Source organism: Pseudomonas maioricensis, assembly GCF_022790535.1.
Taxonomy (GTDB): Bacteria; Pseudomonadota; Gammaproteobacteria; order Pseudomonadales; family Pseudomonadaceae; genus Aquipseudomonas; species Aquipseudomonas maioricensis.
On the sequence record NZ_LOHG01000007.1, the window covers coordinates 65,039 to 91,474 of the forward strand.

A 26,436-nucleotide genomic window follows, 5' to 3' on the forward strand; every position below is an offset into this window, starting at 1 on the left:
CAAATGAGAAATATATCTATCGGTATGCTTTTCTCAGCAGTCTGCGTCGCAGGTCTTGCTCTGCCTGACGATCAGCGCCCCTCGTGTTACTAATTATTTTTCACGCCCATCCGTTCTCTTTGATGACAGTCCCGGCTACCCGCCAGGCACCCATGCAGCAGGAGAATGACATGGTATTTGATCGCGAAGACCTCACCTTTCAGGTCGTGTGCAACCACGAAGAACAGTACTCGATCTGGCCTGAGTACAAGGCTATTCCTAATGGCTGGCGTGCAGTCGGCATGAAAGGTCTGAAGAAAGAGTGCCTGGAGTACATCGAACAGCACTGGACCGACATGCGCCCGTTGAGCCTGCGACAGAAGATGGATCAGGACAAAGTGGTGGCCTGAAGTGAGCGCCTTTAACAGTCTGCGCCTGTTCTGTCTGCCGTACTCCGGGGCCAGTGCCATGGTCTTCAGTCGCTGGCGTCGCACCTTGCCGCAGTGGCTTGAAATCCATCCACTGGAACTGCCCGGGCGAGGTATGCGCATGGGTGAGCCGCTGCAGACCGATATTCGTCAGTTGGCCTCGCAACTTGCTCGCGAGGTCAGCCGCCAGTTGCAGCAAAGTCCCGGACAACCCTACGCACTATTCGGGCATAGCCTTGGCGGATTGCTCGGTTATGAGCTGGCACATGCCTTGCTGACGTTGAACGTCCCGTCGCCGCTATGTCTGTTCGCCTCGGGCACGGCGGGGCCGGCGCGACGTGACGTCAGCGAATATCGCCAGGCCAAGACTGATGCCGAGCTGATCGAACGTTTGCGTACGCTCAAGGGCACCTCAGAAGTGGCGTTGGCAGATCCTGATCTGATGGCGCTGATGCTGCCCATTCTGCGTGCTGATTTTCTGATGTGTGGCAGCTTCGAATACCTGCCCCGTGAGCCGCTGCCAATGCCCGTGCATGTGTTCGGTGGCAAGCAGGACAGCGTGCGCGTCGAGGAACTACTCGACTGGCAGGATGAAACCACCGTCGGTTTCTCGCTGGACATGTTTGAAGGTCATCACTTTTTCCTGCAAAGCCAGGAAGCCTCTTTGTTGCGCTGTCTGCGTCGCTATGCCGAGCAGCATCTGGCGCGCGCCAATCGCCAGCGTTCACCTGCGGCGGCGGCCAGCTGAACCAGACAGCAGTACCCGGCGCGCATCTGGCGCGCCTCTCTTCGTGAACTCCCGATTGCAAGCCGGACTCAGGCAGGAACAACCATGAACGACGCGTTCGAACTCCCCAACACTCTGGTGCAGGCCCTGCAACAACGTGCAGAAGGCCAGCCTGATCGCATTGCCTTGCGTTTTCTGGCTGAGGAGGCCAGTGACGGCGCGGTGCTCAGTTATCGCCAGCTTGATCAGCGGGCGCGCACTATCGCGGCAGCCTTGCAAGCTCAGGTCGAGCCCGGCGAACGTGCAGTGTTGTTGTTCCCCAGCGGGCCGGATTATGTCGCGGCATTTTTTGGTTGCCTGTATGCCGGTGTTATTGCGGTGCCTGCCTATCCGCCCGAGTCGGCGCGTCGTCATCATCAGGAGCGTCTGCTGTCGATCATCGCCGACGCCGAGCCGCGGCTGATCCTGGCTCACAGCAGTTTGCGCGAATCCCTGCTGCAAATGAGCGAGCAGCTCAATGCCGCCGATGCTCCCCAACTGTTATGTGTGGATACCCTGGACATCGATCTGGCAAACGCCTGGCGTGAGCCGAGCCTGCACCAGGATGACATCGCGTTCCTGCAATACACATCCGGCTCTACCGCGTTGCCCAAAGGCGTGCAGGTCAGCCACGGCAATCTGGTGGCCAACGAGCTGCTGATTCGTCGCGGCTTCGGCATCGATCTCAACCCGAACGATGTCATCGTCAGTTGGTTGCCTCTGTATCACGACATGGGACTGATCGGCGGCTTGCTGCAACCGATCTTCAGCGGTGTACCGTGTGTGTTGATGTCGCCGGGCTACTTCCTCGGCCGTCCACTGCGCTGGCTGGAGGCAATCAGTGAGTACGGCGGCACGATCAGTGGCGGGCCTGATTTCGCCTATCGGCTATGCAGCGAACGAGTCAGTGACTCGGCTCTGGAAAAGTTAGACCTGAGCAAATGGCGCGTGGCATTTTCCGGCTCCGAGCCGATTCGTCAGGACAGTCTCGATCTGTTCAGCAGCAAGTTCGCCGCCAGCGGTTTCACGGCAGACAGTTTCTTCGCCTGCTACGGCTTGGCCGAAGCCACATTGTTCGTGACCGGCGGGCAGCGCGGACGCGGTATTCCGAATCTGGAAGTGAGCGATCAGGCGTTGGCGCAGAACCGCGCCGAGCCAGGTGCTGGCAGCGTGTTAATGAGTTGCGGTGGCAGTCAGCCCAAGCATGCGGTGTGTATTGTCGATGCCGTGAGTGGTGAGGTGCTGGCAGACAATCAAGTGGGGGAGATCTGGGCCGCCGGCCCCAGTATTGCCCATGGCTACTGGCGCAACCCCGAAGCCAGTGCCAGGACTTTTGTTGAGCGGGACGGCCGTACCTGGCTGCGTACCGGTGATCTTGGTTTTCTGCGTCATGGCGAACTGTTCGTCACAGGTCGCTTGAAAGACATGTTGATCGTGCGAGGTCATAACCTTTATCCGCAGGACATAGAGCAGGCCATCGAGCGCGAAGTCGACGTGGTCCGCAAGGGGCGTGTTGCCGCGTTTGCGGTGACTGAAAACGGTGTGGATGGCATTGGTATCGCGGCGGAAATCAGCCGTAGCGTGCAGAAAATCCTGCCGCCGGACGCTTTGATCAAGGCTATTCGGCAAACCGTGGCTGAGGCATTTCAGGAAACGCCAAGCGTCGTTGCATTGCTCAATCCCGGCGCATTGCCAAAGACTTCCAGCGGCAAGCTGCAACGCTCGGCCTGCCGCATCCGTCTGGCGGATGGCACGCTCGACAGTTATGCGTTTTTCCCGGTCGCCCAGCATAGGGGTGAGACTGATGCTGAACGGGCAACGGATAACACGGCTGCTGGCGATGACCTGCAACAGCGCATCGCCGCGATCTGGCGTGAGCAGCTGCACGTCGAGCACATTGCCGACGATGACCATTTCTTCCTGCTCGGTGGCAACTCGATCGCCGCAACCCAGGTCATGGGACGTTTACGTGAGGCTCTTGGTCTGGAGCTGAATCTACGCCTGTTGTTCGAGGCGCCTTCACTGGCCGAGTTCTGCACTGAAGTCGCGCGTCAGCAAGCCTCAGGTGCAACCCGCCAGAACAGCATTGCGTTGCTGCCGCGTGATCGTGATCTGCCCCAGTCGCTGGCGCAAAACCGCCTGTGGATTGTCTGGCAACTGGAGCCGCAAAGCGCTGCATACAACATTCCTGCCGCGCTGCGTTTGCGCGGCGATCTCGATCAGCAGGCCTTGATCAACAGCTTCGAGCAGTTGATCGAGCGGCATGAATCCCTGCGTACACGTTTTCTGGAGCGCGACGGGCATGCACTGCAACGCATTGAGCCCTCAGCAACGTTCACCTTGCAGCATCTGGACTTCAGTCATGTGCCGCAGGCCGAGCGCGATGCTCAGGTTGTGCAGGCCCGGGATCAGGACGCACGGACGGCCTTCGACCTTGAGCAAGGGCCGCTGCTGCGGGTGACGCTGGTGCGTCTCGACGACCAGGAGCATCAACTGTGGGTCACGTTGCACCACATCATTGCTGACGGCTGGTCGCTGAACGTGCTGATCGACGAGTTCTCACGCCTTTATGCAGCCGCCACTCAGGGACAGAAAGCGACCCTCACGCCCTTGTCGCTGCACTACGCTGATTACGCGCAATGGCAACGCGACTGGCTGGCGGCAGGCGAAGCACACCGCCAGCTCGTTTACTGGACGCAACAGTTGGGTGACGAACAGCCGGTATTGAGTCTGGCGACAGATCATCCGCGCAGTGCCTTGCGCACGCATCAGGCGGCGCGCTACAGCGTCCTGCTTGATGAGGGTTTGAGTAGCGCCTTGCGTTACACCGCCCATGAGCAAGGGGCGACGATGTTTATGGTCCTGCTGGCGGCATTCCAGAGCTTGCTGCATCGCTACAGCGGGCAGACCGACATCCGCATCGGCGTGCCAGGTGCCAACCGTCCTCGCCTTGAAACTCAAGGCCTGGTGGGCTTCTTCATCAATACTCTGGTGCTGCGCGCGACGGTTGATGCGCGCGAACCGTTCAGCCAATTACTCGACGAAACCCTGCACACGACGTTAGGCGCTCAGGCTCACCAGGACCTGCCTTTTGAGCAATTGCTTGAAGCGTTCCCGCAGGCCCGCGAGCAAGGCTTGTTTCAGGTGATGTTCAACCACCAGCAGCGAGACCTGAGCGCCTTGCGCCGTTTGCCGGGTTTGCTGGCCGACGAGCTGCCGTGGCACAGCCGGGAGGCCAAGTTCGACCTGCAACTGCACAGCGAAGAAGATCATCGCGGGCGTCTGGCACTGCATTTCGACTACGCCGCCGAGCTGTTTGATGTGCAGACCGTAAGGCGCATGGCGGAACACTTCACCGCGTTGTTACAGCAAGTCAGTGATCAACCCGACCGGTGCATTGGCGACCTTGTCTTGCTCAGCGCGGTTGAGCAGGCTCAGCAACTGGACTGGAGTCAGGCGCCTTGCGTGCCTGCCACCCGCTGGTTGCCGCAACTGTTGGCTGAACAGGCCACGCAGACACCCGAAGGTACCGCGCTGGTCTGGGACGGCGGGCAAATGGACTACGCCAGCCTGGATACTCAGTCCAATCGTCTCGCTCACTATTTGCGCGACAAGGGCGTCGGCCCGGACGTTTGCGTAGGTATCTGCGCCGAGCGTTCTCCGCAGTTGCTGATCGGCTTGCTGGCGATCGTCAAGGCGGGTGGCGCCTATGTGCCGCTGGACCCGGATTACCCCCGCGAGCGCCTGAGTTACATGCTGCACGACAGCGGGGTCAAACTGCTGCTGACCCAGAGCCATCTGTTGCCGGGCTTGCCGGTCAGCGAAGCCATCACCGCGATTACCCTCGATAATCTGCACCTGGACAACTGGCCGTGCAACGCACCGGGTCTGCATCTGTCTGGCGACAACCTCGCTTACGTGATTTACACCTCCGGCTCTACGGGGCAACCCAAGGGCGTGGGTAACACCCATGCGGCGTTGGCCGAGCGCCTGCAGTGGATGCAAGCGACTTATTGCCTTGTTGCCGGTGATGTCTTGATGCAAAAAGCCCCGGTCAGTTTTGATGTGTCGGTCTGGGAGTGTTTCTGGCCCCTGATCACTGGCTGCCGGTTGCTGATCGCCGCGCCGGGGGAGCATCGCGATCCCGCACGGATCATCGAACTCGTTCAGCAGTTCAACGTGACGACCCTGCACTTTGTGCCGCCGCTGTTGCAGCTGTTCATCGAAGATTCTGGCGTGACGCAGTGCACCAGTCTCAAGCGAGTGTTTTCCGGAGGCGAAGCACTGCCGACTGAGCTACGCAATCGGGTACTCAAGCAACTGCCGAACGTGCAACTACACAACCGGTATGGTCCGACCGAGACCGCGATCAACGTCACCCATTGGCATTGCCAGGCTGACGATGGCGAGCGCTCGCCGATTGGTCGACCGCTGGGCAACGTGCTGTGCCGGATTCTCGACAACGAGTTGAACCCGGTGCCTGCCGGAGTGCCGGGTGAACTGTGCATTGGTGGCATCGGTCTGGCGCGTGGTTATCTCGGACGTCCAGGGCTGAGCGCCGAGCGCTTTGTGCCGGATCCATTGGGCGAAGAGGGCGCTCGGCTGTACCGCACGGGTGACCTTGCGCGCTGGTCCGCCGATGGCGTCATTGACTATCTGGGGCGTCTCGATCAGCAGGTCAAACTGCGCGGTTTCCGGATTGAACCGGAAGAAATCGAAGCACGACTGCTGGCACAGCCCGGTGTGCGTCAGGCGGCGGTATTGGTACGCGAAGGCCCAGGCGGCGCGCAACTGATCGGCTGGTACACCGCCGACACCGACATTGCGGCCGAGCCATTGAAAGCCGCACTGGCTGTAGAGCTGCCGGAGTACATGGTACCCGCGCAACTGGTGCGTCTGGACCGCATGCCGCTGAGTCCCAGCGGCAAACTGGATCGCCGTGCGTTGCCGGACCCGCAATGGCAACAACGTGAACATGTGGCCCCGCGCACTGAGTTTGAACAGCAAATTGCTGCGATCTGGTGTGAGGTGCTAGGCCTTGAGCGGGTCGGGCTGAGCGATGACTTCTTCGCGCTGGGTGGCCATTCGTTGCTGGCGACGCAGATTGTTTCTCGTACCCGTCAGGCATGCGATGTCGAGCTGCCGTTGCGTGTGTTGTTCGACGCCAGTGAACTGGGTGCGTTTGCCGAACAGGTTCGTCTGATTCAACTGGCCGGCGACAGCAACCGCCAACTGCCGATCGAGCGCGTCGACCGCAGCCAGCGGGTACCGTTGTCTTATTCCCAACAGCGCATGTGGTTCCTCTGGCAACTGGAGCCGAACAGCCCGGCCTACAACGTCGGCGGTATGGCACGCTTGCGCGGCGTACTGGATATCAGCCGATTCGAAGCGGCATTGCACGCGCTCATCGCCCGTCACGAAACCCTGCGCACCACCTTCCCGAGCGTCAACGGCGTGGCCTGGCAGCAGGTGCAAACCGACTTGAATTTGCGCATGCAGTGGCAGGACTTTTCCGCGCTGGATGACAGCACCCGTGATCAGCGCTTGCAGGCATTTGCCGATGCTCAGGCTCACGAGCCATTCGACCTTGAGCGTGGCCCACTGCTGCGTGCCTGCCTGGTCAAAGCGGGTGAGCAGGAGCATTTCTTTGTTCTGACCCTGCATCACATCGTCACTGAAGGCTGGGCAATGGATATCTTTGCCCGGGAGCTCAGCGCGCTCTACGAAGCGTTCGTCGACGATCGTCAGTCGCCGCTTGAGCCGTTGGCAGTGCAGTATCTGGATTACAGCGTCTGGCAGCGGCAGTGGCTGGAGTCCGGTGAGCGTCAGCGCCAGCTGGATTACTGGACGACCAAACTCGGCAACGAACATCCGCTGCTGGAACTGCCCGGCGACCGCCCGCGTCCGCCTGTGCAAAGCCATCGCGGCGGCCTGTATCGCTTCGATCTGGGCGACGAGCTGGCGGCTCAGGTTCGTCAGTTCAACGCCGAACAGGGGCTGACCCTGTTCATGACCATGACCGCCGCGTTGGCCGTATTGCTCTTCCGCTACAGCGGTCAGCAGGACTTGCGCATTGGTGCGCCGGTGGCCAACCGGATTCGCCCGGAAAGTGAAGGGCTGATCGGTGCGTTCCTCAACACTCAGGTGCTGCGTTGCCAGCTCAACGGGCAGATGAGTGTCGCCGAACTGATCGATCAAGTACGCCAGACGGTGATTGAAGGCCAGTCCAATCAGGACTTGCCGTTCGATCATCTGGTCGAGGCACTGCAACCACCCCGCAGTGCTGCGTATAACCCGCTGTTCCAGGTGATGTGCAACGTGCAGCGTTGGGAGTTCCAGCAAAGCCGCACCTTGGCCGGGATGACCGTGGATTATCTGGTCAACGATGCAGCGGCGACCAAGTTCGACCTCAACCTGGAAGTGACCGACCTTGATCAGCGCTTGGGTTGCTGCCTGACCTACAGTTGCGACTTGTTCGACGAGGCGCGCATTGCTCGCATGGCCGAGCACTGGCGCACGTTACTGCAAGGTTTGCTGACGGATCCTGAACAGCGCTTGAGCGAGCTGCCGCTGTTTGAGTCGGCTGAGCGCGACCAGTTACTGTCCGGGCTGGCAGAAGAGAGCGGCGAGCATGACCTGTCGCACTGCATTCATGAGTTGTTCGCCGAACAGGTCCGCAAGACACCGGACGCTGGCGCCCTGACCTTTGCCGGACAGACACTGACCTACGACCAGCTCAATCGACGCGCCAACCAGTTGGCTCGTGCCCTGCGCGAGCGAGGTGTTGGCCCGCAAGTGAGAGTGGGTCTGGCCCTTGAGCGCTCCCACGAAATGGTCATAGGTCTGCTGGCGATTCTCAAGGCGGGCGGCGCTTATGTGCCGCTGGATCCGGAGTATCCGCTGGACCGTCTGCATTACATGATCGAAGACAGCGGCATCGGCTTGCTGTTGGCTGATGCGCAGTTGTTTGAAGCGTTGGGGGAATTGCCGGAGGGAGTCGTGAACTTCTCGTTCTCTGTTGGAGCGAGGCTTGCCCGCGAACCAGACGCCCCGGTGCAGCAGTCCCCCCGCGTTAACGTTCTTCGCGGGCAAGCCTCGCTCCAACAGAAGGACGTCTATCAATACGACGACGCTGAACTACCCAACCTGACCCTGCCGCAACATCAGGCCTACCTGATCTACACCTCCGGTTCCACCGGCAAGCCAAAAGGCGTCGTGGTCAGTCATGGCGAAATCGCGATGCATTGTCGTGCGGTCATTCAGCGTTTCGGCATGCGCAACGACGACTGCGAACTGCACTTCTACTCAATCAACTTCGACGCGGCCACCGAACGCTTGCTGGTGCCATTGCTCTGCGGTGCCCGTGTGGTCTTGCGGGCTCAAGGGCAATGGGGCGCGCAGGAAATCTGCGAGTTGATTCGTGAGCAGCACATCAACATTCTCGGCTTCACGCCCAGCTATGGCAGCCAGTTGGCGCAATGGTTGGCCAGCCAGCATGAAACGCTACCAATTCGTATGTGCATTACCGGCGGCGAAGCCTTGACCGGTGAGCACTTGCAGCGCATTCGCGCAGTGTTTAAACCACAGCAGTTTTTCAACGCCTATGGCCCTACGGAAACCGTCGTCATGCCTCTGGCCTGCCTGGCTCCCGAGGCGTTGGAGGAGGGCATGGCGACTGTGCCGATCGGTCGTGTCGTCGGCGCTCGCAGTGCTTACATTCTTGATGCCGATCTGGCCCTCGTTCCTCAGGGCGCGACGGGCGAGTTGTACATCGGCGGTGCCGGGCTGGCGGGTGGTTATCACCAGCGTCCCGGTATGACCGCAGAGCGCTTTGTGGTCGATCCGTTCTCGGCAAACGGCGGGCGTATGTACCGCACCGGTGATCTGGTACGGCAGCGTGCCGATGGGCTGGTGGAGTATCTGGGGCGTATCGACCATCAAGTGAAAATTCGTGGTTTCCGCATTGAGCTGGGCGAAATCGAAAACCGTCTGCTGGAGCACGCGTCGGTGCGCGAAGCTGTGGTGCTGGCCCTGGAGGCGCCGAGCGGAAAACAGCTGGTGGGCTATGTGGTGGGCGAGGGCGACGCGGCTCAGTTACGCGATGCCTTGAAGAAGCATTTGCTCAGTCAGCTCCCGGAATACATGGTGCCTGCTCAGTTGATTGTGCTCGATAGCATGCCGCTGACCGCCAACGGCAAGCTCGACCGTCGTGCTTTGCCTGCGCCTGATCCGGAGCACAGCCGCCAGCAATTCATGGCCCCGCAAAATGAGCTTGAGCAAGCGTTGGCGGCGATCTGGCGTGAGGTGTTGAACGTCGAACGCGTCGGTTTGCTGGACAACTTCTTCGAGCTGGGTGGCGACTCGATCCTGTCGATCCAGGTGGTCAGCCGCGCTCGGCAGGCCGGGATTCATTTCAGCCCGCGAGACATGTTCCAGCATCAGACCGTGCAGACGCTGGCCAACGTTGCGACTCGCGCCGAGCAGGTTCTTGCCGAGCAAGGGCCGGTGCTGGGTGCCGCGCAACTAACGCCTATTCAGCACTGGTTCTTTGCCAGCGACATCCCGCAGCGCCAGCACTGGAACCAGGCGGTGCTGCTGCAACCCAACGAAAACCTCGACCCGGCGCTGCTGGAGCAAGCCTTGCGTCAAGTCCTGGTGCAGCATGACGCGCTGCGCCTGCGCTTCACCGAACACAGCGGTCAATGGCATGCCGAGCACGCACCACTGGAACAGTGCGCAGTGCTCTGGCGCGCCGAAAGCGCTTCGCCGGAGCTGTTCGCCGATGCGCAACGTAGCCTCAATCTCCAGCGCGGTCCGCTGTTGCGTGGGGTTCTGATCAGCGATAACAGCGGGGCCCAGCAACTGCTGCTGACGATCCATCACCTGGTGGTGGACGGCGTGTCGTGGCGAATTCTGCTCGACGACTTACAAGCGGCTTATCGTGAGCAACCGCTGCCCGCCAAGACCAGCGCGTTCCGGGACTGGACCCAACGCTTGCAGGCATACGCCAACAGCGAGCCACTGCGCGAAGAGCTTCAGTGGTGGCAGACCCAATTGACTGGCAGCGGCGAGTTGCCGTTCGATCATCCGCAAGGCCGTCAGCTAAATGCTCAGGCTCAAACCTTCAGCGTGCGTCTGGATGCACAGCACACCCGACAGTTGCTGCAGCAGGCTCCGGCGGCCTATCGGACGCAGGTTAACGACTTGTTGCTGACGGCGCTGGCGCGGGTGGTGTGCCGCTGGACCGGCGAGGAATCTGCGCTGATTCAACTCGAGGGTCATGGGCGTGAAACCCTGTTCGATGATATCGACCTGACCTGCAGTGTCGGCTGGTTCACCAGTGCTTATCCGCTAAGGCTTACGCCGCAGGATGTGGCGGAAGAGACGGGTCGTGCTGCATCGATCAAGGTCATCAAAGAGCAACTGCGTCAGGTGCCACACAAGGGGCTGGGCTATGGCGTGCTGCGTTATCTGGCTGACGAGACATGTCGTCAAAGCATGGCCGCATTGCCTGAGGCCTCGATTACTTTCAATTATCTGGGGCAGTTCGATCAGAGCTTTGCCGACGATGCGCTGTTCAAACCGCTGGACGCTTTTGTCGGCCCGACTCACGACGAGCATGCACCACTGCCGAATGCCTTGAGCATCGACAGCCAGGTGTATGGCGGGGAACTGGTGCTGCGCTGGACCTTCAGCCATGAACGCTTCGCAGCAGCGACGATCGAAACGCTGGCCATGGCTTATGTCGATGAGCTGCAAGGCCTGATCGCTCATTGCCTGGACGATGCAGCAGGCGGGCTGACTCCCTCGGACTTCCCGCTGGCGCGTCTGACTCAAGCCCAACTGGACGCGCTGCCGGTTCCCGTCGCTTGCATCGAAGATGTCTATCCGCTGACGCCCATGCAGGAAGGCCTGCTTCTGCATACGTTGCTTGAGCCGGGTACCGGTATCTACTTCATGCAGGACCGCTATCGCATCAACAGCGAGATCGACCCGCAGCGTTTTGCTCAAGCGTGGCAAGCCGTCGTGGCCCGTCATGAAGCTTTGCGTGCTTCGTTTTGCTGGGACAGTGGCGAGCAGATGCTGCAAATCATTCACAAGCCGGGCGGTACGCGAATCGAGTTCGTCGACTGGAGTGCCGAGCCAGAAGCCACGCATGAAGAACGTCTGCAAACCCTGCTCAAAAGCGAGCGTGAAGCCGGTTTCGATCTGCTTCACGAAGCGCCTTTCCAACTGCGTCTGATCCGGGTCGCTGAGGGGCGCTACTGGTTCATGATGAGCAACCACCACATTCTGATCGATGCCTGGTGCCGTGGCTTGCTGATGAGCGATTTCTTTGAAATCTATACCGCGCTGGGCGAGGGGCGTGAAGCACAACTCGCCTTGCCGCCGCGTTATCGCGACTATATTGGCTGGCTGCAACGTCAGGACATTGCTCAGTCGAAGCAATGGTGGCGCAACAACCTGCAGGGCTTTGAGCGCACCACCTACATTCCCACGGATCGGCCATTGTTGCGCGAGCATGCAGGGCAAAGTGGCGGCATGATCGTCGGTGATCGCTACACGCGCCTTGATGCCGCCGAGGGGCAGCGCCTGAAAGAGCTTGCCCAGCGTCACCAGTTGACCGTCAACACCTTCGCCCAGGCGGCGTGGGCGCTGACCTTGCAGCGTTTGAGTGGCGACGCTGACGTGGTGTTTGGTGTCACGGTAGCGGGTCGTCCGGTAGACATGCCGCAGATGCAGCGCACGGTTGGCCTGTTCATCAACAGCATTCCGTTACGGGTCAGCCTGCCAGCCAACGATCAGCGCTGCACGGTGCTGGACTGGCTGCACGGCCTGCTGGACAGCAACCTGCAACTGCGCGAACACGAATACATGCCGCTGGTGCAGATTCAGGAATGCAGCGAACTGCCTAAAGGTCAGCCGCTGTTCGACAGTCTGTTTGTGTTCGAAAACGCCCCGGTTGAAGTCTCGGTACTGGACCGCGCCCAAAGCCTGAGCGCCAGTTCTGATTCCGGCCGCACTCACACCAATTTCCCGCTGACGGCGGTGTGTTACCCAGGCGACGACCTTGGGCTGCATCTTTCCTTCGACCAGCGCTATTTTGATGGTGAGACGGTTGAGCGCCTGCTGAGTGAATTCAAACGCCTGCTTCTGGCATTGGTAGACGGCATTCAGGGCGACATGGCCGAGCTGCCGTTGCTGGCAAATGTCGAGCGCGAGTGGCTGTTGCAAGGCTGCAACCAGAGCCAGCGTGATTACCCGTTGGAGCAGGGCTATGTGCGATTGTTCGAAGCTCGGGTCGAGGCACACCCTCAACGTATCGCTGCGACCTGCCTGGAGCATAAGTGGAGCTACAAAGACCTGAACCAGAACGCCAACCGCCTTGGCCACGCCCTGCGCAATGCCGGTGTTCAGGTCGATCAACCGGTAGCGTTGCTGGCTGAGCGCGGGCTGGATTTGCTGGGCATGATCGTCGGTAGCTTCAAGGCCGGGGCGGGATACCTGCCTCTGGATCCAGGCCTGCCCGCGCAACGTTTGAGCGGGATCATCGAGCAGAGCCGCACGCCATTGCTGGTGTGTACGGCAGCCTATAAAGAACAGGCGATGAGCCTTCTCGAAGCGTTTTCCTGCGCGGGCAAACCTCGTTTACTGGTTTGGGAAGACGTACAGCAGGGCAAGCACTCGACAGAAAACCCCGGAATTTATTCCGCCCCGGATAACCTGGCCTACGTGATCTTTACCTCCGGCTCCACCGGACAGCCCAAGGGGGTGATGGTCGAGCAGCGCGGCATGCTCAATAACCAGTTGAGCAAAGCACCGTACCTTAGCCTGGATCAGTTTGATGTGATCGCCCAGACGGCGTCGCAAAGCTTCGATATCTCGGTCTGGCAGTTCCTCGCCGCACCGCTGTTCGGGGCGCGGGTGGACATCGTGCCTAATGCGCTTGCCCATGATCCATTGGGCCTGCTCAAGCATGTTGAAAGCAGTGGCGTCACGGTGTTGGAGAGTGTGCCGTCGCTGATTCAGGGCATGCTGGTCGATGATCACCCACCGCTGGAGCGTTTGCGCTGGATGCTGCCGACCGGGGAGGCCATGCCGCCTGAACTGGCGCATCAATGGCTGCAGACTTATCCACACATCGGATTGGTGAATGCCTACGGTCCGGCCGAGTGTTCCGACGATGTTGCGTTCTTCCGTGTCGATCAGGCGTCTACTCAAGGCAGCTATCTGCCCATCGGCACGCCGACTGATAACAACCGTTTGTACCTGTTGGATGACGCGCTTGATTTGGTGCCGTCGGGTGCGGTGGGCGAGTTGTGCATCGCGGGTGTCGGCGTTGGCCGAGGCTATGTGCACGATCCGTTGCGTACGGCACCGGTTTTTGTGCCGCATCCATTCGGAGCACCGGGTGAGCGACTTTATCGCAGCGGCGATCTGGCGCGGCGTCGGGCTGATGGTGTACTTGAATACGTGGGGCGTATCGACCATCAGGTGAAGATTCGCGGTTTCCGGATCGAGCTGGGTGAAATCGAAGCGCGCCTGCATGAACAGCCAGAAATTCGTGATGCTGCTGTGGCGGTGCAGGAAGGGCCGAACGGTAAATACCTCGTTGGCTATCTGGTGCCTGTCGAGGCGCACGAGGGCGAGCTCCCGGAAGTCATCAAGGCACGCCTGCGAGCCTCGCTGCCGGATTACATGGTGCCGCTGCACTGGCTCATCCTCGACCAGTTGCCACGTAACGCCAACGGCAAACTGGATCGCAGGGCTCTACCCGGGGTCGACATCGGCCAGTTGCAAAGCCAGGCCTACGTCGCACCGCGCAATGAGCTTGAGCAGACCCTGGCGGACATCTGGGCTGAAGTGCTTAAAGTCGAACAGGTCGGCATCTACGACAACTTTTTCGAACTGGGTGGTCACTCATTGCTGGCCACGCAAATCGCCTCCCGTGTGCAGAACGCATTGCAACGCAACGTGCCATTAAGGGCGATGTTCGAGTGCAGCACGGTGGAGCAACTGGCCGCTTATATCGACGGGCTTGAGTCGAGTGAAATGACCGAGGAGAAAGTGGATCGTTTGAGTGACCTGATGGCGCAGTTGGAGGCACTGGACCAGGCCTGAACCTGCTGAGTTTTTGGGAGCAGCGCGAGGCCGCGATAGTGATTTTCTGATACACCGCTGTTGCGGCCTTGGTGAATTCTTGTTGCTTTTACAGGCCGTTCTTGTGCTGCAAGACGGTGCTGTAACTCGGAAGCCGAAGGGTTACACCCATAGAAAATGCAATCGTTTGAATTAAGGCGCTTTACCTGTAGCTGCCGAAGGCTGCGAAAGCAGTCTTCCTGACATATCGCCATTGCAGCCTTCGGCAGCTCCTACAGGGCTTAATCATCCAGATGGCTACTCAACAGGCTGCCATCGGCGCTAGTTCGTTGATCCATCTCAATGGCAGGCACCACCCGGGAGCGCATGATGCAAGTTGTGCAAGCTCCCTGTTTGCGTTGCGCCCGATCAAGGAAAGCCCATGAACGCCTCTTCAACCATCCCCGAGCAGCCACCCGCCCAGGTCAAGTTACCCATAGGTCTGCTGGTTGGCATCGCGGTCATGGTTGCCGTGCTGTTGCTGCCATTCCCGGCGGATCTACCCATTGCCGGGCAGCGCATGCTGGCGATTCTGGCGTTTGCTGTGGTGGTGTGGATCACCGAAGCGGTGTCGTACGAAGCCAGTGCAATCATGATCACCTCGCTAATGGCGTTCCTGATCGGCACGGCGCCGACCCTTAAAGACCCGTCCGTGATCTACGGTTCTTCTGCCGCGATTACCATGGCCCTGACAGGCTTCTCCAACTCGGCATTGGCGTTGGTGGCAGGCGCATTGTTCATTGCCGCTGCCATGACCCATACCGGGCTGGATCGGCGTATCGCTCTGGTCACGTTGTCACGCATCGGCACCAGCACGCGGCGGATCATGCTGGGTGCCATTGTCGTCACTATCCTGCTCAGCCTGGTGGTGCCCAGTGCCACAGCGCGCAGTGCGTGTGTGGTGCCGATCATGATGGGCGTGATTGCTGCGTTTGGTATGGACAAACGTTCCAATGTTGCTGCCGCGATCATGATTATTGTGGCTCAGGGGACCAGCATCTGGAATGTCGGGATTCAGACCGCTGCTGCGCAAAACCTGCTGACAGCAGGCTTCATGGACAAGATGCTCGGCGCCCGTGTGTCATGGCTCGACTGGCTGATTGCCGGTGCCCCCTGGGCGATCATCATGTCGGGCGTCCTGATCGTTCTGGTGCTCAAACTGCTGCCCCCGGAAAGTGACAATATTCCTGGCGGCAAAGAGGCGGTCGCCCAGTCCCTTGCAGAGATAGGCCCTATGACAGGGGCACAAAAGCGCCTGATGACCGTATCCATTGGCTTGCTGTTGCTGTGGGCCACCGAGGGCAAACTTCATAGCTTTGACACAACGTCCACGACTTACGCCGGGCTGGTCCTGTTGCTATTGCCGCGTTGGGGCGTGATGACCTGGAAAGACGTGCAGTCGCGAATCCCTTGGGGCACGGTGATTGTCTTCGGGGTCGGCATCAGCCTGGGTACGGCGTTGCTCACCACTCAGGCGGGACAGTGGCTGGGTGTTCAGGTGGTCAGCCGTACCGGGCTGGATCAGGTTGGGCCATTGAGCGTGTTCGCCATTCTGGCGGGCTTTCTGATTCTGATCCATCTGGGCTTCGCCAGTGCCACGGCACTGACCTCGGCAATGTTGCCGATCCTTATCGCTGTGCTGCAAACCCTGCCCGGGGATTTCAACCGACTGGGCATGACCATGCTGCTGGGGTTTGCCGTCAGTTACGGGTTCATTCTGCCGATCAATGCGCCGCAGAACATGGTCTGCCTGGGCACTGAAACCTTCACCGCCCGGCAGTTTGCCCGGGTCGGCATTCCGGTCACCGTGATCGGCTATCTGTTGATGCTGGTATTCGGCGCTACCTACTGGAAATGGTTGGGCTGGATGTAAGCGGCGGCAGTAAATCCCGACTGCGCTGGTGCGTTTCCTTAAGACAGGAATCTACCGGCGCTGAATGGCGTGGCAGATGCCCACTTCCGTGCTTTGCATCCACCGCATGCTATCGAGGGTTTGAAGGATGTCAGTCGCCATCAGTCGCAATGAAAATTTATCTGCCCGGCTCAACAGCGAGCCGGAAGAAGTGCTTTATCAGTTCGAAGACTCACCACTGCTGGAGCGTCAGAAGCAGCAGGAATCCAATGCTCGCAGTTATCCCCGACGCCTGCCGCTGGCGCTGAAACGCGCCCAGGGTATCTACGTTGAAGATGTGGAAGGTCGCACCTTTATTGACTGCCTGGCGGGAGCCGGGACCTTGGCGTTGGGGCATAACCATCCGGTGGTCATCGCCGCTATTCGCAAGGTACTCGATGACGGTCTGCCGCTGCATACCCTTGACCTGACTACCCCGGTCAAGGATCAATTCGTCCAGGACCTGTTCGGATTGTTGCCGGAAACCTTTGCCCGCGACGCGAAAATCCAGTTTTGCGGCCCCACCGGGACCGACGCAGTGGAAGCCGCATTGAAGCTGGTGCGCACCGCGACCGGGCGCACGACCGTGCTGTCGTTCCAGGGCGGGTATCACGGCATGAGCATGGGCGCACTGAGCCTGATGGGCAGTCTCGGGCCCAAAAAGCCTATGGCTGCATTGCTCAACAGTGGTGTGCAATTTCTGCCGTTTCCCTATGACTATCGGTGCCCGTTCGGGCTGGGTGGCGCCGAGGGTGTGAAGGTCAACCTGCGTTATCTGGAAAACCTGCTCAATGACCCGGAGGCTGGCGTGCAACTGCCCGCGGCCGCCATCGTTGAAGTGGTGCAGGGCGAGGGCGGGGTGATCCCGGCTGACCTGGACTGGCTACGTGGCCTGCGTCGGATCACCGAAAAGGCCGGAGTCGCGCTGATCGTCGATGAGATTCAGAGCGGTTTTGCCCGCACCGGCAAAATGTTTGCCTTTGAGCACGCGGGCATTGTGCCGGACGTCGTGGTGCTCTCAAAAGCCATCGGCGGCAGCCTGCCGCTGGCCGTGGTGGTTTATCGCGAGTGGCTGGACAAGTGGCTCCCGGGGGCGCATGCCGGGACTTTCCGTGGTAACCAGATGGCGATGGCGGCGGGTTCTGCCGTCATGGCTTATCTCAAACAGCATGATATCGCTGGCCATGCGACCGCGATGGGCGCTCGCCTGACCGAGCACCTGCGGGTACTGCAACGCGATTTCCCGCAGATGGGCGACATTCGTGGTCGTGGCTTGATGCTCGGGGTTGAACTGGTGGACCCGACAGGCGCTGTCGACGGTTTGGGCCATCCTCCGGCATTTGGCAAACTGGCACCGTTGGTGCAGAACGAATGCCTGAAGCGCGGGTTGATTCTGGAGCTGGGTGGTCGTCACGGCAGTGTCGTGCGCTTCCTGCCGCCCTTGGTTATCACCGCCGAGCAGGTGGATGAAGTGGCAAGGCGTTTTGCCAAGGCGCTGGCCGCAGCGGTGGAGCGGGTTTAGCCCGCTCTCATTAAACATAAAATAACTATCCGAATTTAGAAGCTTTTCTGTAGGAGTGAGCTTGCTCGCGATAGCGTCAGATCAGACGAGATCTACTTAACAGATCTACCGCTATCGCGAGCAAGCTCACTCCTACAGGGCTTGTGGTTAGCCCAACATCACATGCCGACTCAACAGTGCCCGCAACGCAGCGGGCTTGACGGGTTTGGGCAGGTAATCCAGCCCGGCTGCGTGCACTTGAGCGATCAGTTCCGGACGGCCGTCGGCGCTGATCACGACTCCCGGGAGCGGGTTGCCGAGGCGGGTACGCAGCCAGGCCATCAACTCGGTGCCGGTTTCGCCGTCATCCAGGTGGTAATCCACCAGCGCCAGCTGCGGGCGTACGCCTTCGTCCAGTAGCGCCTGGCATTGCTCGCGGCTGCGAGCGGTCCAGACCTGACAGCCCCAACGAGTCAGCAGGCTGTTCATGCCGATCAGAATGCTGTCTTCATTATCGATACACAGCACCTGCGTACCGGTCAGCGCTGTGCGGTTTGCATCGGCAACCACGCTGACGGGGACCGTCTGATGCTGGGCCAGTGGCACGCAGACACTGAACACGCTGCCTTTGCCCGCCCATGAACGTACCTGCAAGGTGTGGCCCAGCACACGACACAACCCGTCAGCGATGGCGAGCCCCAGCCCCAAGCCCTTTTCGGCGCGGGTCTGGTGGCTGTCCAGGCGCTTGAACTCCTCGAAAATCACCCGCTGCTTGTCTTTCGGAATACCAGGACCCCGATCCCAAACTTCAAGGCTCAGGTAGGTGCCCCGACGGCGTACACCCAGCAACACCGGACCCTTGCCATACCGGAACGCATTGGTCAGGAAGTTCTGCAGGATGCGCCTTAGCAACTTGGCATCGCTGTCGACCCGCAGTGCGGTGCCGCGTACCCGAAATGTCAGCCCTTGTTCTTGCGCCAGTGCTTTGAACTCTGCGCCCAGTGTGTCGAACAGCGTGTTGAGGGCGAACGGTTGGCGATCCGGGGTGATCTTGCCGTTTTCCAGGCGGGAAATATCCAGCAGGTCGCTGATCAGGTCTTCGGCCGAGCGTAGTGAGCTGTCCAAGTGCTGCACCAGTTGCCGGGCGTCAGCCGACATGCCGTCGTCTTGATGTGAAAGCGCTGCGGAAAACAAGCGTGCGGCATTCAGCGGTTGCATCAGGTCATGGCTGACTGCTGCAAGGAAGCGGGTCTTCGACTGGTTGGCGGTCTCTGCGGTGCCCTTGGCTTCGGTCAGTGCCAGGTTTAATTGCGACAGTTCGTGGGTCCGCTCGGCCACCCGCTGCTCAAGGCTTTCGTTGGCACCCTTGAGCGCATGTTCGGCATCGCGGAAGGCGGTAATGTCGGTGAAGCTCATGACAAAGCCGCCACCTGGCATCGGGTTGCCGATCAGCTCGATGACCCGGCCATTGGGGAACATGCGTTCTGAGGTGTGAGCACGGCCTTGGCGCATCCAGTGCAGGCGCCGGGCCACGTGGACTTCCGCCTCACCAGGGCCAAGCAAACCGCGTTCAGCGTTGTAGCGAATGATGTCGGCAATCGGCCGACCGATGCTGATCAGCCCCTCGGGGTAATTGAACAGCTCCAGATATCGGTGATTCCACGCCACCAGCTTCAGCGACTGGTCGACCACGCTGATCCCTTGCGTAATGTTCTCGATGGCGCCTTGCAGCAGAGCACGGTTGAACTGCAGGACTTCCGAGGCTTCGTCGGCAATGCGCACCACGTCTTCGAGCTGCATGTCGCGGCCTTCGATGGCTGCTTTCACCACGGCCCGGGTCGATGACGCGCCCAGTACACCGGCCAGCAAGCGTTCGGTGTGGGCAATCCAGTCGCCATTGGCGTTCTGGTTGGGGTTGAAGCCTTTGCCTTGTCGGTAGGCAAAGCGAATGAAGCTCTGGCGGGCGCGTTCTTCGCCAACAAACCGGGCAGAGAGGTTTAGCAAGTCTTCGACCTGTACAGCCAGCAGCGGCCGGTTGCCGCTGCTGACGCTGGCGTCCTGACCGATGAAGCGGCCAGCCTGCCAGTGCTCCGAAACCCGTGTTTTTGAGATCACCGAGACCCAGCCGAACAGAATGAAGTTACCCGCCAGCGACAGCACCACGCCTTGAGTCAGGGGCGTAATCGGCAGCCCCAACGGATTGCCGTGCAGCCAGGCCAGCAGCGGGAAGCTTTCCAGCGACCAGCCGAGGCTTTCAGCGGAGATCGGCAATACCAGTGTGTAGAACCAAAGGAAAATTCCTGCGCCCAACCCGGCGAAAACACCACGGCGGTTGGCTTGTTTCCACCACAGTGCGCCGAACATGGCGGGCGAAAGCTGAGTAATGGCTGCGAAGGCTATCTGGCCAATGGTCGCCAGACTGGCTGTCGAGCCGAGCAGCCGATAGCAGACATACGCCAGTAACAGAATGACCACGATGCTGACCCGGCGTACCGACAGCATCCAGTGGCGGAAGGCTTCGAATGGGCGTTCGGCGGTTTTGCGGCTCAGCAGCCAGGGCAGCAACATGTCGTTGGAAATCATCGTCGACAGCGCCACGCTGGCGACAATCACCATGCCGGTGGCCGCCGAGGCGCCGCCGATAAAGGCCAGCAAGGCCAGCGACGGATGTGTGGTCGCCAATGGCAGGCTGATCACGAATGAGTCAGGCAGTACCGAGTCAGGCAGCAGCATTTGCCCGGCGAGTGCGATTGGCACCACGAACAACGCTGCCAGCACCAGATAGGCCGGGAACACCCACTTGGCCAGACGCAAATCCTGCGGGTCGATATTTTCCACGACAGTGACGTGAAACTGTCGCGGCAGGCAGACAATCGCCATCATCGCCACGCCGGTCTGAACCACCATGGACGGCCAGTTGATGGTTTCTTTCCAGTATTCCTCAAGCCGTGGCGCAATCAGGGCTTGATTGAACAGATCATCGAAGCCGTCGTACAGGCCGTACGTCACGAACGCGCCCACCGCCATGAACGCGAACAGTTTGACCAGCGCCTCAAAGGCTATGGCCATGACCATGCCGCGGTGGTGCTCGGTCACGTCCAGATTGCGCGTGCCGAAGACGATCGTGAACAGCGCGAGCACCAGCGATACGATCAGTGCGGTGTCCTGCGCGCGGGTGCCGGTGGCATCGGCAACTGCGCCAATCAGGATGTTCACCCCGAGCACAATGCCTTTGAGCTGCAAGGCGATATAGGGCAGCACGCCAACCAGGCAGATCAGCGCAACGACCACCGCCAGGGACTGCGACTTGCCGTAGCGGGCGGCGATGAAGTCGGCAATAGAAGTAATGTTCTCCTGCTTGCTGATCAGGACCATCTTCTGCAACACCCAGGGTGCCAGCAGCATCAGCACCACAGGGCCGAGGTAGATCGGCAGGAACGACCACAACTGCTCTGCGGCCTGGCCTACCGCACCAAAGAACGTCCAGCTGGTGCAGTAAACCGCCAGCGACAGGCTGTACACCCACGCCCGCAACCGGGGAGGCAGCGAGGTGCTGCGCCGATCGCCGTAAAAGGCGATGGCAAACATGATGGCCATATAAGCGAGGGCGACGGCTGCAATCAGCCCGCTGGACAGCGACATAGACATTCAGAGCCTCAATGACAAGCTGGCTAGTCTCGCATGAAGGTTCGCGATTGTAGGAGCGACTTTAGTCGTGAAGCGGCATAGGGTCGCAGCCGGTGAATTTGCCAATATGCGATTCGTCGAGTTGAAACGTGCTTACTGTAGGAGCTGCGGAAGGCTGCGATTGCGGTATGTCAGAAAGATTGCTCTCGCAGCCTCCGGCAGCTCCTACAGATCACTTGATGTGTTCCATGACAGCCCGGTGTCAGAACACGTCGAACGCCTCCGGAAGAGTTTGCATTCGCAACAATCGGAAACGTCCTATCGACATTCCGTCATCTAACGTCTTCAATGTGGCCCAAGTCATTCAGGATCGCGGACGATGAGCCATCAGTCACAATTCTCCCTGCTTGGAAAGCGCCGTTTCCTGCCGTTTTTCATTACCCAGTCCCTTGGGGCGTTCAACGACAACATCCTCAAGCAATCGCTGATTCTGGCCATTCTTTACAAGTTGAACATCGACGGTGACCGTTCGATCTGGGTCAACCTGTGCGCCTTGCTGTTTATCCTGCCGTTCTTTCTGTTCTCGGCGCTGGCTGGGCAGTTTGGTGAAAAGTACGCCAAGGATGCCCTGATACGCCTGATCAAGCTGGCTGAGATCGGCATCATGCTGGTCGGAGCGGTGGGGTTTCTGTTCGGGCACCTGTGGCTGATGTTGCTGGCGTTGTTTGCCATGGGCACCCACTCGGCGCTGTTCGGGCCGGTGAAGTATTCGATCCTGCCGCAACACCTGCGCGAAGAGGAGTTGGTGGGCGGCAACGGGCTGGTGGAAATGGGCACTTTTCTGGCGATTCTGGCCGGGACCATTTGCGCCGGTGTGATGATGTCCACCGCCCATTACGAGATGATTGTCGCCAGCGCCATGGTCCTCACCGCGTGTCTGGGGTACGTCGCCAGCCACGGCATCCCTCGGGCTGCTGCCGTTGCGCCACAGATGAAGCTGGAGTGGAACATCTTCACTCAGACCTGGGCCACGTTACGCCTGGGGCTTGGGCAGACGCCAGCGGTGTCACGCTCAATCGTTGGCAACTCGTGGTTCTGGTTTGTCGGCGCGATCTACCTCACGCAGATCCCGTCCTACGCCAAAGAGTGGCTCTACGGTGACGAAACCGTTGTCACCCTGATTCTCACCGTCTTCTCCATCGGCATTGCGCTGGGGTCGATGCTCTGCGAGCGTCTCTCCGGACGTAAGGTGGAGATTGGTCTTGTGCCGTTCGGCTCCATGGGGCTGACCGTGTTTGGTCTTTTATTGTGGTGGCACTCCGGAGAGATGCCGCAGAACGTCATGGCCAATGACTGGTTGGGCGTGCTCGGTTTCAGCCAGGCGTGGTGGGTGCTGCTGGATATTCTCGGGATCGGGATTTTTGGCGGCTTCTATATCGTGCCGCTGTACGCGCTTATTCAGTCGCGCACGCTGGAAAGCGAGCGCTCGCGGGTCATTGCCTCTAATAACATCCTCAATGCGCTGTTCATGGTGGTATCGGCCATCGTCTCGATCCTGCTGCTCAGCGTCGCGAAGTTGTCGATTCCGGAGTTGTTCCTCGTCATCTCGTTGATGAACATTGCCGTCAATGTATACATCTTCAAGGTGGTGCCTGAGTTCACCATGCGCTTCCTGATCTGGTTGCTGAGCCATTCCATGTACCGGGTCAAACACCAGAATCTTGACTCGATTCCGGATGACGGACCGGCATTGTTGATCTGCAACCACGTGTCCTTTGTAGATGCCTTGCTGATCGGCGGAGCGGTTCGGCGGCCGATACGCTTTGTCATGTACTACAAGATCTACAACCTGCCGGTGCTCAATTTCATCTTCCGTACTGCCGGGACCATTCCCATTGCCGGGCGCAACGAGGACCTGCTGATCTACGATCAGGCTTTCAAAAAAGTTGCCCAGTACCTGAGCGAAGGCGAACTGGTATGCATCTTCCCGGAAGGCAAGTTGACCAGCGACGGCGAAATCGACGAGTTCAAAAGCGGCATGACGCGCATTCTTGAGCAAACCGCCGTGCCGGTGATTCCGCTGGCGTTGCAAGGCCTGTGGGGCAGCTTCTTCAGCCGCGCTCCGGGCAAGGGCTTGTTCCGGCGCTTGTGGTCGCGGGTAACCGTTGTCGCCGGTCCAGCGCTGAGCGGTGAGGCATCGGCCCCGGCAGCCGCTCGCGAGCAGGTGGCGTTGTTGCGTGGGGAATTGCGTTAAACCGCGGTTTATCAAGTTCGCGAAATCCTTGATTGAAACGTACCCCCTGTAGGAGCTGCCGAAGGCTGCGAATGCATCAGACCTGACACACCGCGATCGCAGCCTGCGGCAGCTCCTACAGATATTCCTTAGTGGTGTCGCACCCCCTGTAGACCACATAACCGTCGCGTCGGCTGTTCCGCCCCCGGCGTCGATGCCAGTTCTCGGCCATTCGTTAAATTTTGTTTCCTTGCCCTCGTTTCCTACTCAACAGGCCACCTTGCTGGCCATTCGATTGACGAGTACGAAACATCCCCCGAGGACACTGGAATGACACAGGCTCTTGTATCTGCCGTGGTTCACGATTTGATCGGTATCGGTTTTGGTCCATCCAATCTGGCACTGGCGATTGCCCTGCAGGAGCGGGGCGAGCGGGAGGGTGCGCTGGATGCGTTGTTCCTCGACAAACAGGCTGATTATCGCTGGCACGGCAACACGCTGGTCACGCAGAGTGAGTTGCAGATTTCCTTCCTCAAGGATCTGGTTACCTTGCGCAATCCCACCAGCCCGTTTTCTTTCGTCAACTACCTGAAGCAGCACGGTCGTCTGGTGGACTTCATCAACCTGGGCACTTTTTACCCGTGCCGTATGGAGTACAACGATTACCTGCGCTGGGTGGCTGCGCAGTTCAACGACCAAAGCCGGTATGGCGAAGAGGTCACTGCAATCGAGCCGGTGCTGCACAAGCAGCAAGTGGAAGCATTGCGAGTGATTTCCCGTGATACCCAGGGGCAGAGTCACGTGCGGACCACCCGTTCGGTGGTCGTCAGCCCGGGCGGCACCCCGCGTATTCCAGAGGCTTTCACGAGCCTGAAAAACGATGCGCGGGTGTTCCACCATTCCAGGTATCTGCAGTCCATGGCCCAGCAAGCCTGCGCCAATGGCAAGCCTATGCGCATCGCTATCATCGGCGGGGGGCAGAGCGCTGCCGAGGCGTTCATTGACCTCAATGACAGCTATCCGTCTGTTCAGGTCGACATGATCCTGCGCGGGTCGGCACTTAAACCTGCCGATGACAGCCCGTTCGTCAATGAAGTGTTTTCCCCTGAGTTCACTGACCTGATGTTCAGCCAGAACGGTGCCCAGCGCGAACAGATGATTCGCGAGTATCACAGCACTAACTATTCGGTGGTCGATATCGATCTGATCGAGCGAATTTACGGTGTGTTCTATCGCCAGAAAGTTTCCGGCATCGCCCGCCACACGTTCCGCAGCCTGACCTCGGTGCAGAACGCGACGGCTACGGCCAATGGCATCGAGGTAGCGCTGGGCAACCTGGCCAATGGTGAAAGCAGCGTGCAAACCTATGACGCGGTGGTGCTGGCCACCGGTTACGAGCGCCAGTTGCACCGGCACCTGCTGGAGCCGCTCAGTGAGTACCTGGGGGATTTCGAAGTAGACCGCGACTACCGGATCAAGACCGACAGCCGCTGCAAGGCTTCGATCTATATGCAGGGCTTTTGCGAGTCCAGCCACGGCCTGAGTGACACGTTGTTGTCGGTGTTACCGATCCGTGCCGATGAAATTGCCGAGTCGTTGTACGACAACGTTGTGCGTACAGGGCGTGATCAATCGGTGCTGGAGCGGTTGTTGGCGGTGGGCTAAGCACACCTCATTGAATTGAAATGCGATCTCTTGTGGGAGCCGGGCTTGCCCGCGATAAGGTCGACGCGATCTAACAGAGATTCGCGGTGTCCTTATCGCGGGCAAGCCCGGCTCCCACAGGCATCGCATTTCAATCAGACGCTGATCAATCCCACTTTGGCGCAAGGCTCGCGGGGCTGGTCAGGCGGTGGCCGCGATCCAGTGCTGCGATCTCTGCCATATCTTCATCGCTCAATTTCAGCTCGCGGGCCTTGAGGTTACTTTCCAGGTTGCTGCGTTTGGTCGAGGACGGGATCACCGCGTAGCCCAGTTGCATTGCCCACGCCAGAGTGACCTGCGCGGTTGAAGCATTGTGGCGTTTGGCGATCTGTTCAATCACAGGATCTTTAAGTACTTCGCCGTAAGCCAGCGTCATGTACGACGTGATCTGAATGCCGTTCTGTTTGGCGAAGTCAGCTACTTTGCGGTTCTGCAGGTACGGATGCAGTTCAATCTGGTTGGTCGCGATGTTCTCGGCACCGACCACCTCGATGGCTTCCTTCATCAGGGCAACCGTGAAGTTGGAAATGCCGATCTGCTTGGTCAGCCCCTGCTTTTTAGCCTCCAGCAACGCGGTCATGAATTCTTTGACCGAGACTTTGCCTTCAGGCGAAGGCCAGTGGATCAAGGTCAGATCAACGTGATCGGTCTGCAGTTTCGCCAGGCTTTCCTTCAGGCTCGGTATCAGCTTGTCGGCGGCAAAATTGTCAGTCCAGATTTTGGTAGTAATGAACAAATCATCGCGCGGCACGCTGCTGGCGGCGATGGCTTTGCCAACCTCTGCTTCGTTGCCGTAGATCTGTGCGGTATCGATCACCCGATAGCCAACTTCAAGACCGTTGGTCACCGAGTCAATGACAACCTGATCCTTGAGGCGAAAAGTGCCGAGGCCGAATGCTGGGACGGTCATGTGCGGTGCTCCTTCAATTGATTCAATAAACAAGACGTGAGCGCAGTATCCCGGCTCGAACCGCAGAGAAAAACAGTGGGGCGGGAAAGGGATATTTGCCTGTGCGTCACGAATAGGCTTGTGAGGTTGGTCAGTACCAGACGCGCAGGGTTCAAGATTTAGCGCATCTGTCCGGCACATCTCTGTCGTGCCGCACACCCTTGAACTGTAGGAGCTGCCGAAGGCTGCGATCGCTGTGAGTCAGGATAAACGCTTCG

9 protein-coding genes are annotated in these 26,436 nt (G+C 59.5%); 7 read left to right on the top strand and 2 right to left on the bottom strand.

Annotated features, from left to right (window positions below; genetic code table 11):
* The first annotated feature begins 170 nt into the window (after positions 1 to 170).
* The 5 genes from AUC61_RS12855 to AUC61_RS12875 all read left to right on the top strand — a co-directional run bounded on the left by AUC61_RS12855 (position 171) and on the right by AUC61_RS12875 (position 17,726).
* Positions 171 to 389 carry an MbtH family protein gene (locus AUC61_RS12855; protein ID WP_243246590.1) on the top strand — a complete coding sequence of 73 codons (219 nt, stop codon included), beginning with the start codon at positions 171 to 173 and terminating at the stop codon, positions 387 to 389.
* A 1-nt stretch (position 390) separates the two neighbouring features.
* Complete coding sequence (locus AUC61_RS12860; protein WP_243246591.1) at positions 391 to 1,155, top strand: thioesterase II family protein; 765 nt, start codon at positions 391 to 393, stop codon at positions 1,153 to 1,155.
* Positions 1,156 to 1,239: 84 nt separating this feature from the next.
* A complete protein-coding gene (locus tag AUC61_RS12865) occupies positions 1,240 to 14,295 on the top strand; it encodes a non-ribosomal peptide synthetase (protein ID WP_243246592.1) in 13,056 nt (4,351 codons plus the stop codon).
* Positions 14,296 to 14,695: 400 nt separating this feature from the next.
* Positions 14,696 to 16,186, top strand: coding sequence for a DASS family sodium-coupled anion symporter (locus tag AUC61_RS12870; RefSeq protein ID WP_243246593.1), 1,491 nt, complete (start codon positions 14,696 to 14,698; stop codon positions 16,184 to 16,186).
* Between the two features lie 127 nt (positions 16,187 to 16,313).
* Positions 16,314 to 17,726, top strand: a complete 1,413-nt coding sequence (locus tag AUC61_RS12875) for an aspartate aminotransferase family protein (RefSeq protein WP_243246594.1) — start codon at positions 16,314 to 16,316, stop codon at positions 17,724 to 17,726.
* A 147-nt stretch (positions 17,727 to 17,873) separates the two neighbouring features.
* Here the strand turns inward: AUC61_RS12875 and AUC61_RS12880 are convergent, their stop codons facing one another.
* On the bottom strand, positions 17,874 to 21,347 hold the full coding sequence (locus tag AUC61_RS12880) for a PAS domain-containing hybrid sensor histidine kinase/response regulator (protein ID WP_243246824.1): 3,474 nt from the start codon (positions 21,345 to 21,347) through the stop codon (positions 17,874 to 17,876).
* Between the two features lie 364 nt (positions 21,348 to 21,711).
* Between AUC61_RS12880 and AUC61_RS12885 the strand changes: the two genes are divergently transcribed.
* Both AUC61_RS12885 and AUC61_RS12890 read left to right on the top strand, forming a co-directional pair.
* Positions 21,712 to 23,586 (top strand): MFS transporter, encoded by a 1,875-nt coding sequence (locus tag AUC61_RS12885; protein WP_243246595.1) that lies wholly within the window; start codon positions 21,712 to 21,714, stop codon positions 23,584 to 23,586.
* A 309-nt stretch (positions 23,587 to 23,895) separates the two neighbouring features.
* Positions 23,896 to 25,230, top strand: coding sequence for a lysine N(6)-hydroxylase/L-ornithine N(5)-oxygenase family protein (locus tag AUC61_RS12890; protein WP_243246596.1), 1,335 nt, complete (start codon positions 23,896 to 23,898; stop codon positions 25,228 to 25,230).
* 145 nt (positions 25,231 to 25,375) lie between these two features.
* Here the strand turns inward: AUC61_RS12890 and dkgB are convergent, their stop codons facing one another.
* A complete protein-coding gene (gene dkgB, locus AUC61_RS12895; RefSeq protein ID WP_243246597.1) occupies positions 25,376 to 26,179 on the bottom strand; it encodes a 2,5-didehydrogluconate reductase DkgB in 804 nt (267 codons plus the stop codon).
* Between the last annotated feature and the right edge of the window lie 257 nt (positions 26,180 to 26,436).

What these genes read in the sequence shown, in the direction of transcription:
- AUC61_RS12855 (WP_243246590.1), top strand. Translation starts at nt 171, where the DNA reads ATGGTATTTGATCGCGAAGACCTCACCTTTCAGGTCGTGTGCAACCAC.
- AUC61_RS12865 (WP_243246592.1), top strand. Translation starts at nt 1,240, where the DNA reads ATGAACGACGCGTTCGAACTCCCCAACACTCTGGTGCAGGCCCTGCAA.
- AUC61_RS12870 (WP_243246593.1), top strand. Translation starts at nt 14,696, where the DNA reads ATGAACGCCTCTTCAACCATCCCCGAGCAGCCACCCGCCCAGGTCAAG.
- AUC61_RS12875 (WP_243246594.1), top strand. Translation starts at nt 16,314, where the DNA reads ATGTCAGTCGCCATCAGTCGCAATGAAAATTTATCTGCCCGGCTCAAC.
- AUC61_RS12880 (WP_243246824.1), bottom strand. Translation starts at nt 21,347, where the DNA reads ATGTCGCTGTCCAGCGGGCTGATTGCAGCCGTCGCCCTCGCTTATATG.
- AUC61_RS12885 (WP_243246595.1), top strand. Translation starts at nt 21,712, where the DNA reads ATGAGCCATCAGTCACAATTCTCCCTGCTTGGAAAGCGCCGTTTCCTG.
- AUC61_RS12890 (WP_243246596.1), top strand. Translation starts at nt 23,896, where the DNA reads ATGACACAGGCTCTTGTATCTGCCGTGGTTCACGATTTGATCGGTATC.
- dkgB (WP_243246597.1), bottom strand. Translation starts at nt 26,179, where the DNA reads ATGACCGTCCCAGCATTCGGCCTCGGCACTTTTCGCCTCAAGGATCAG.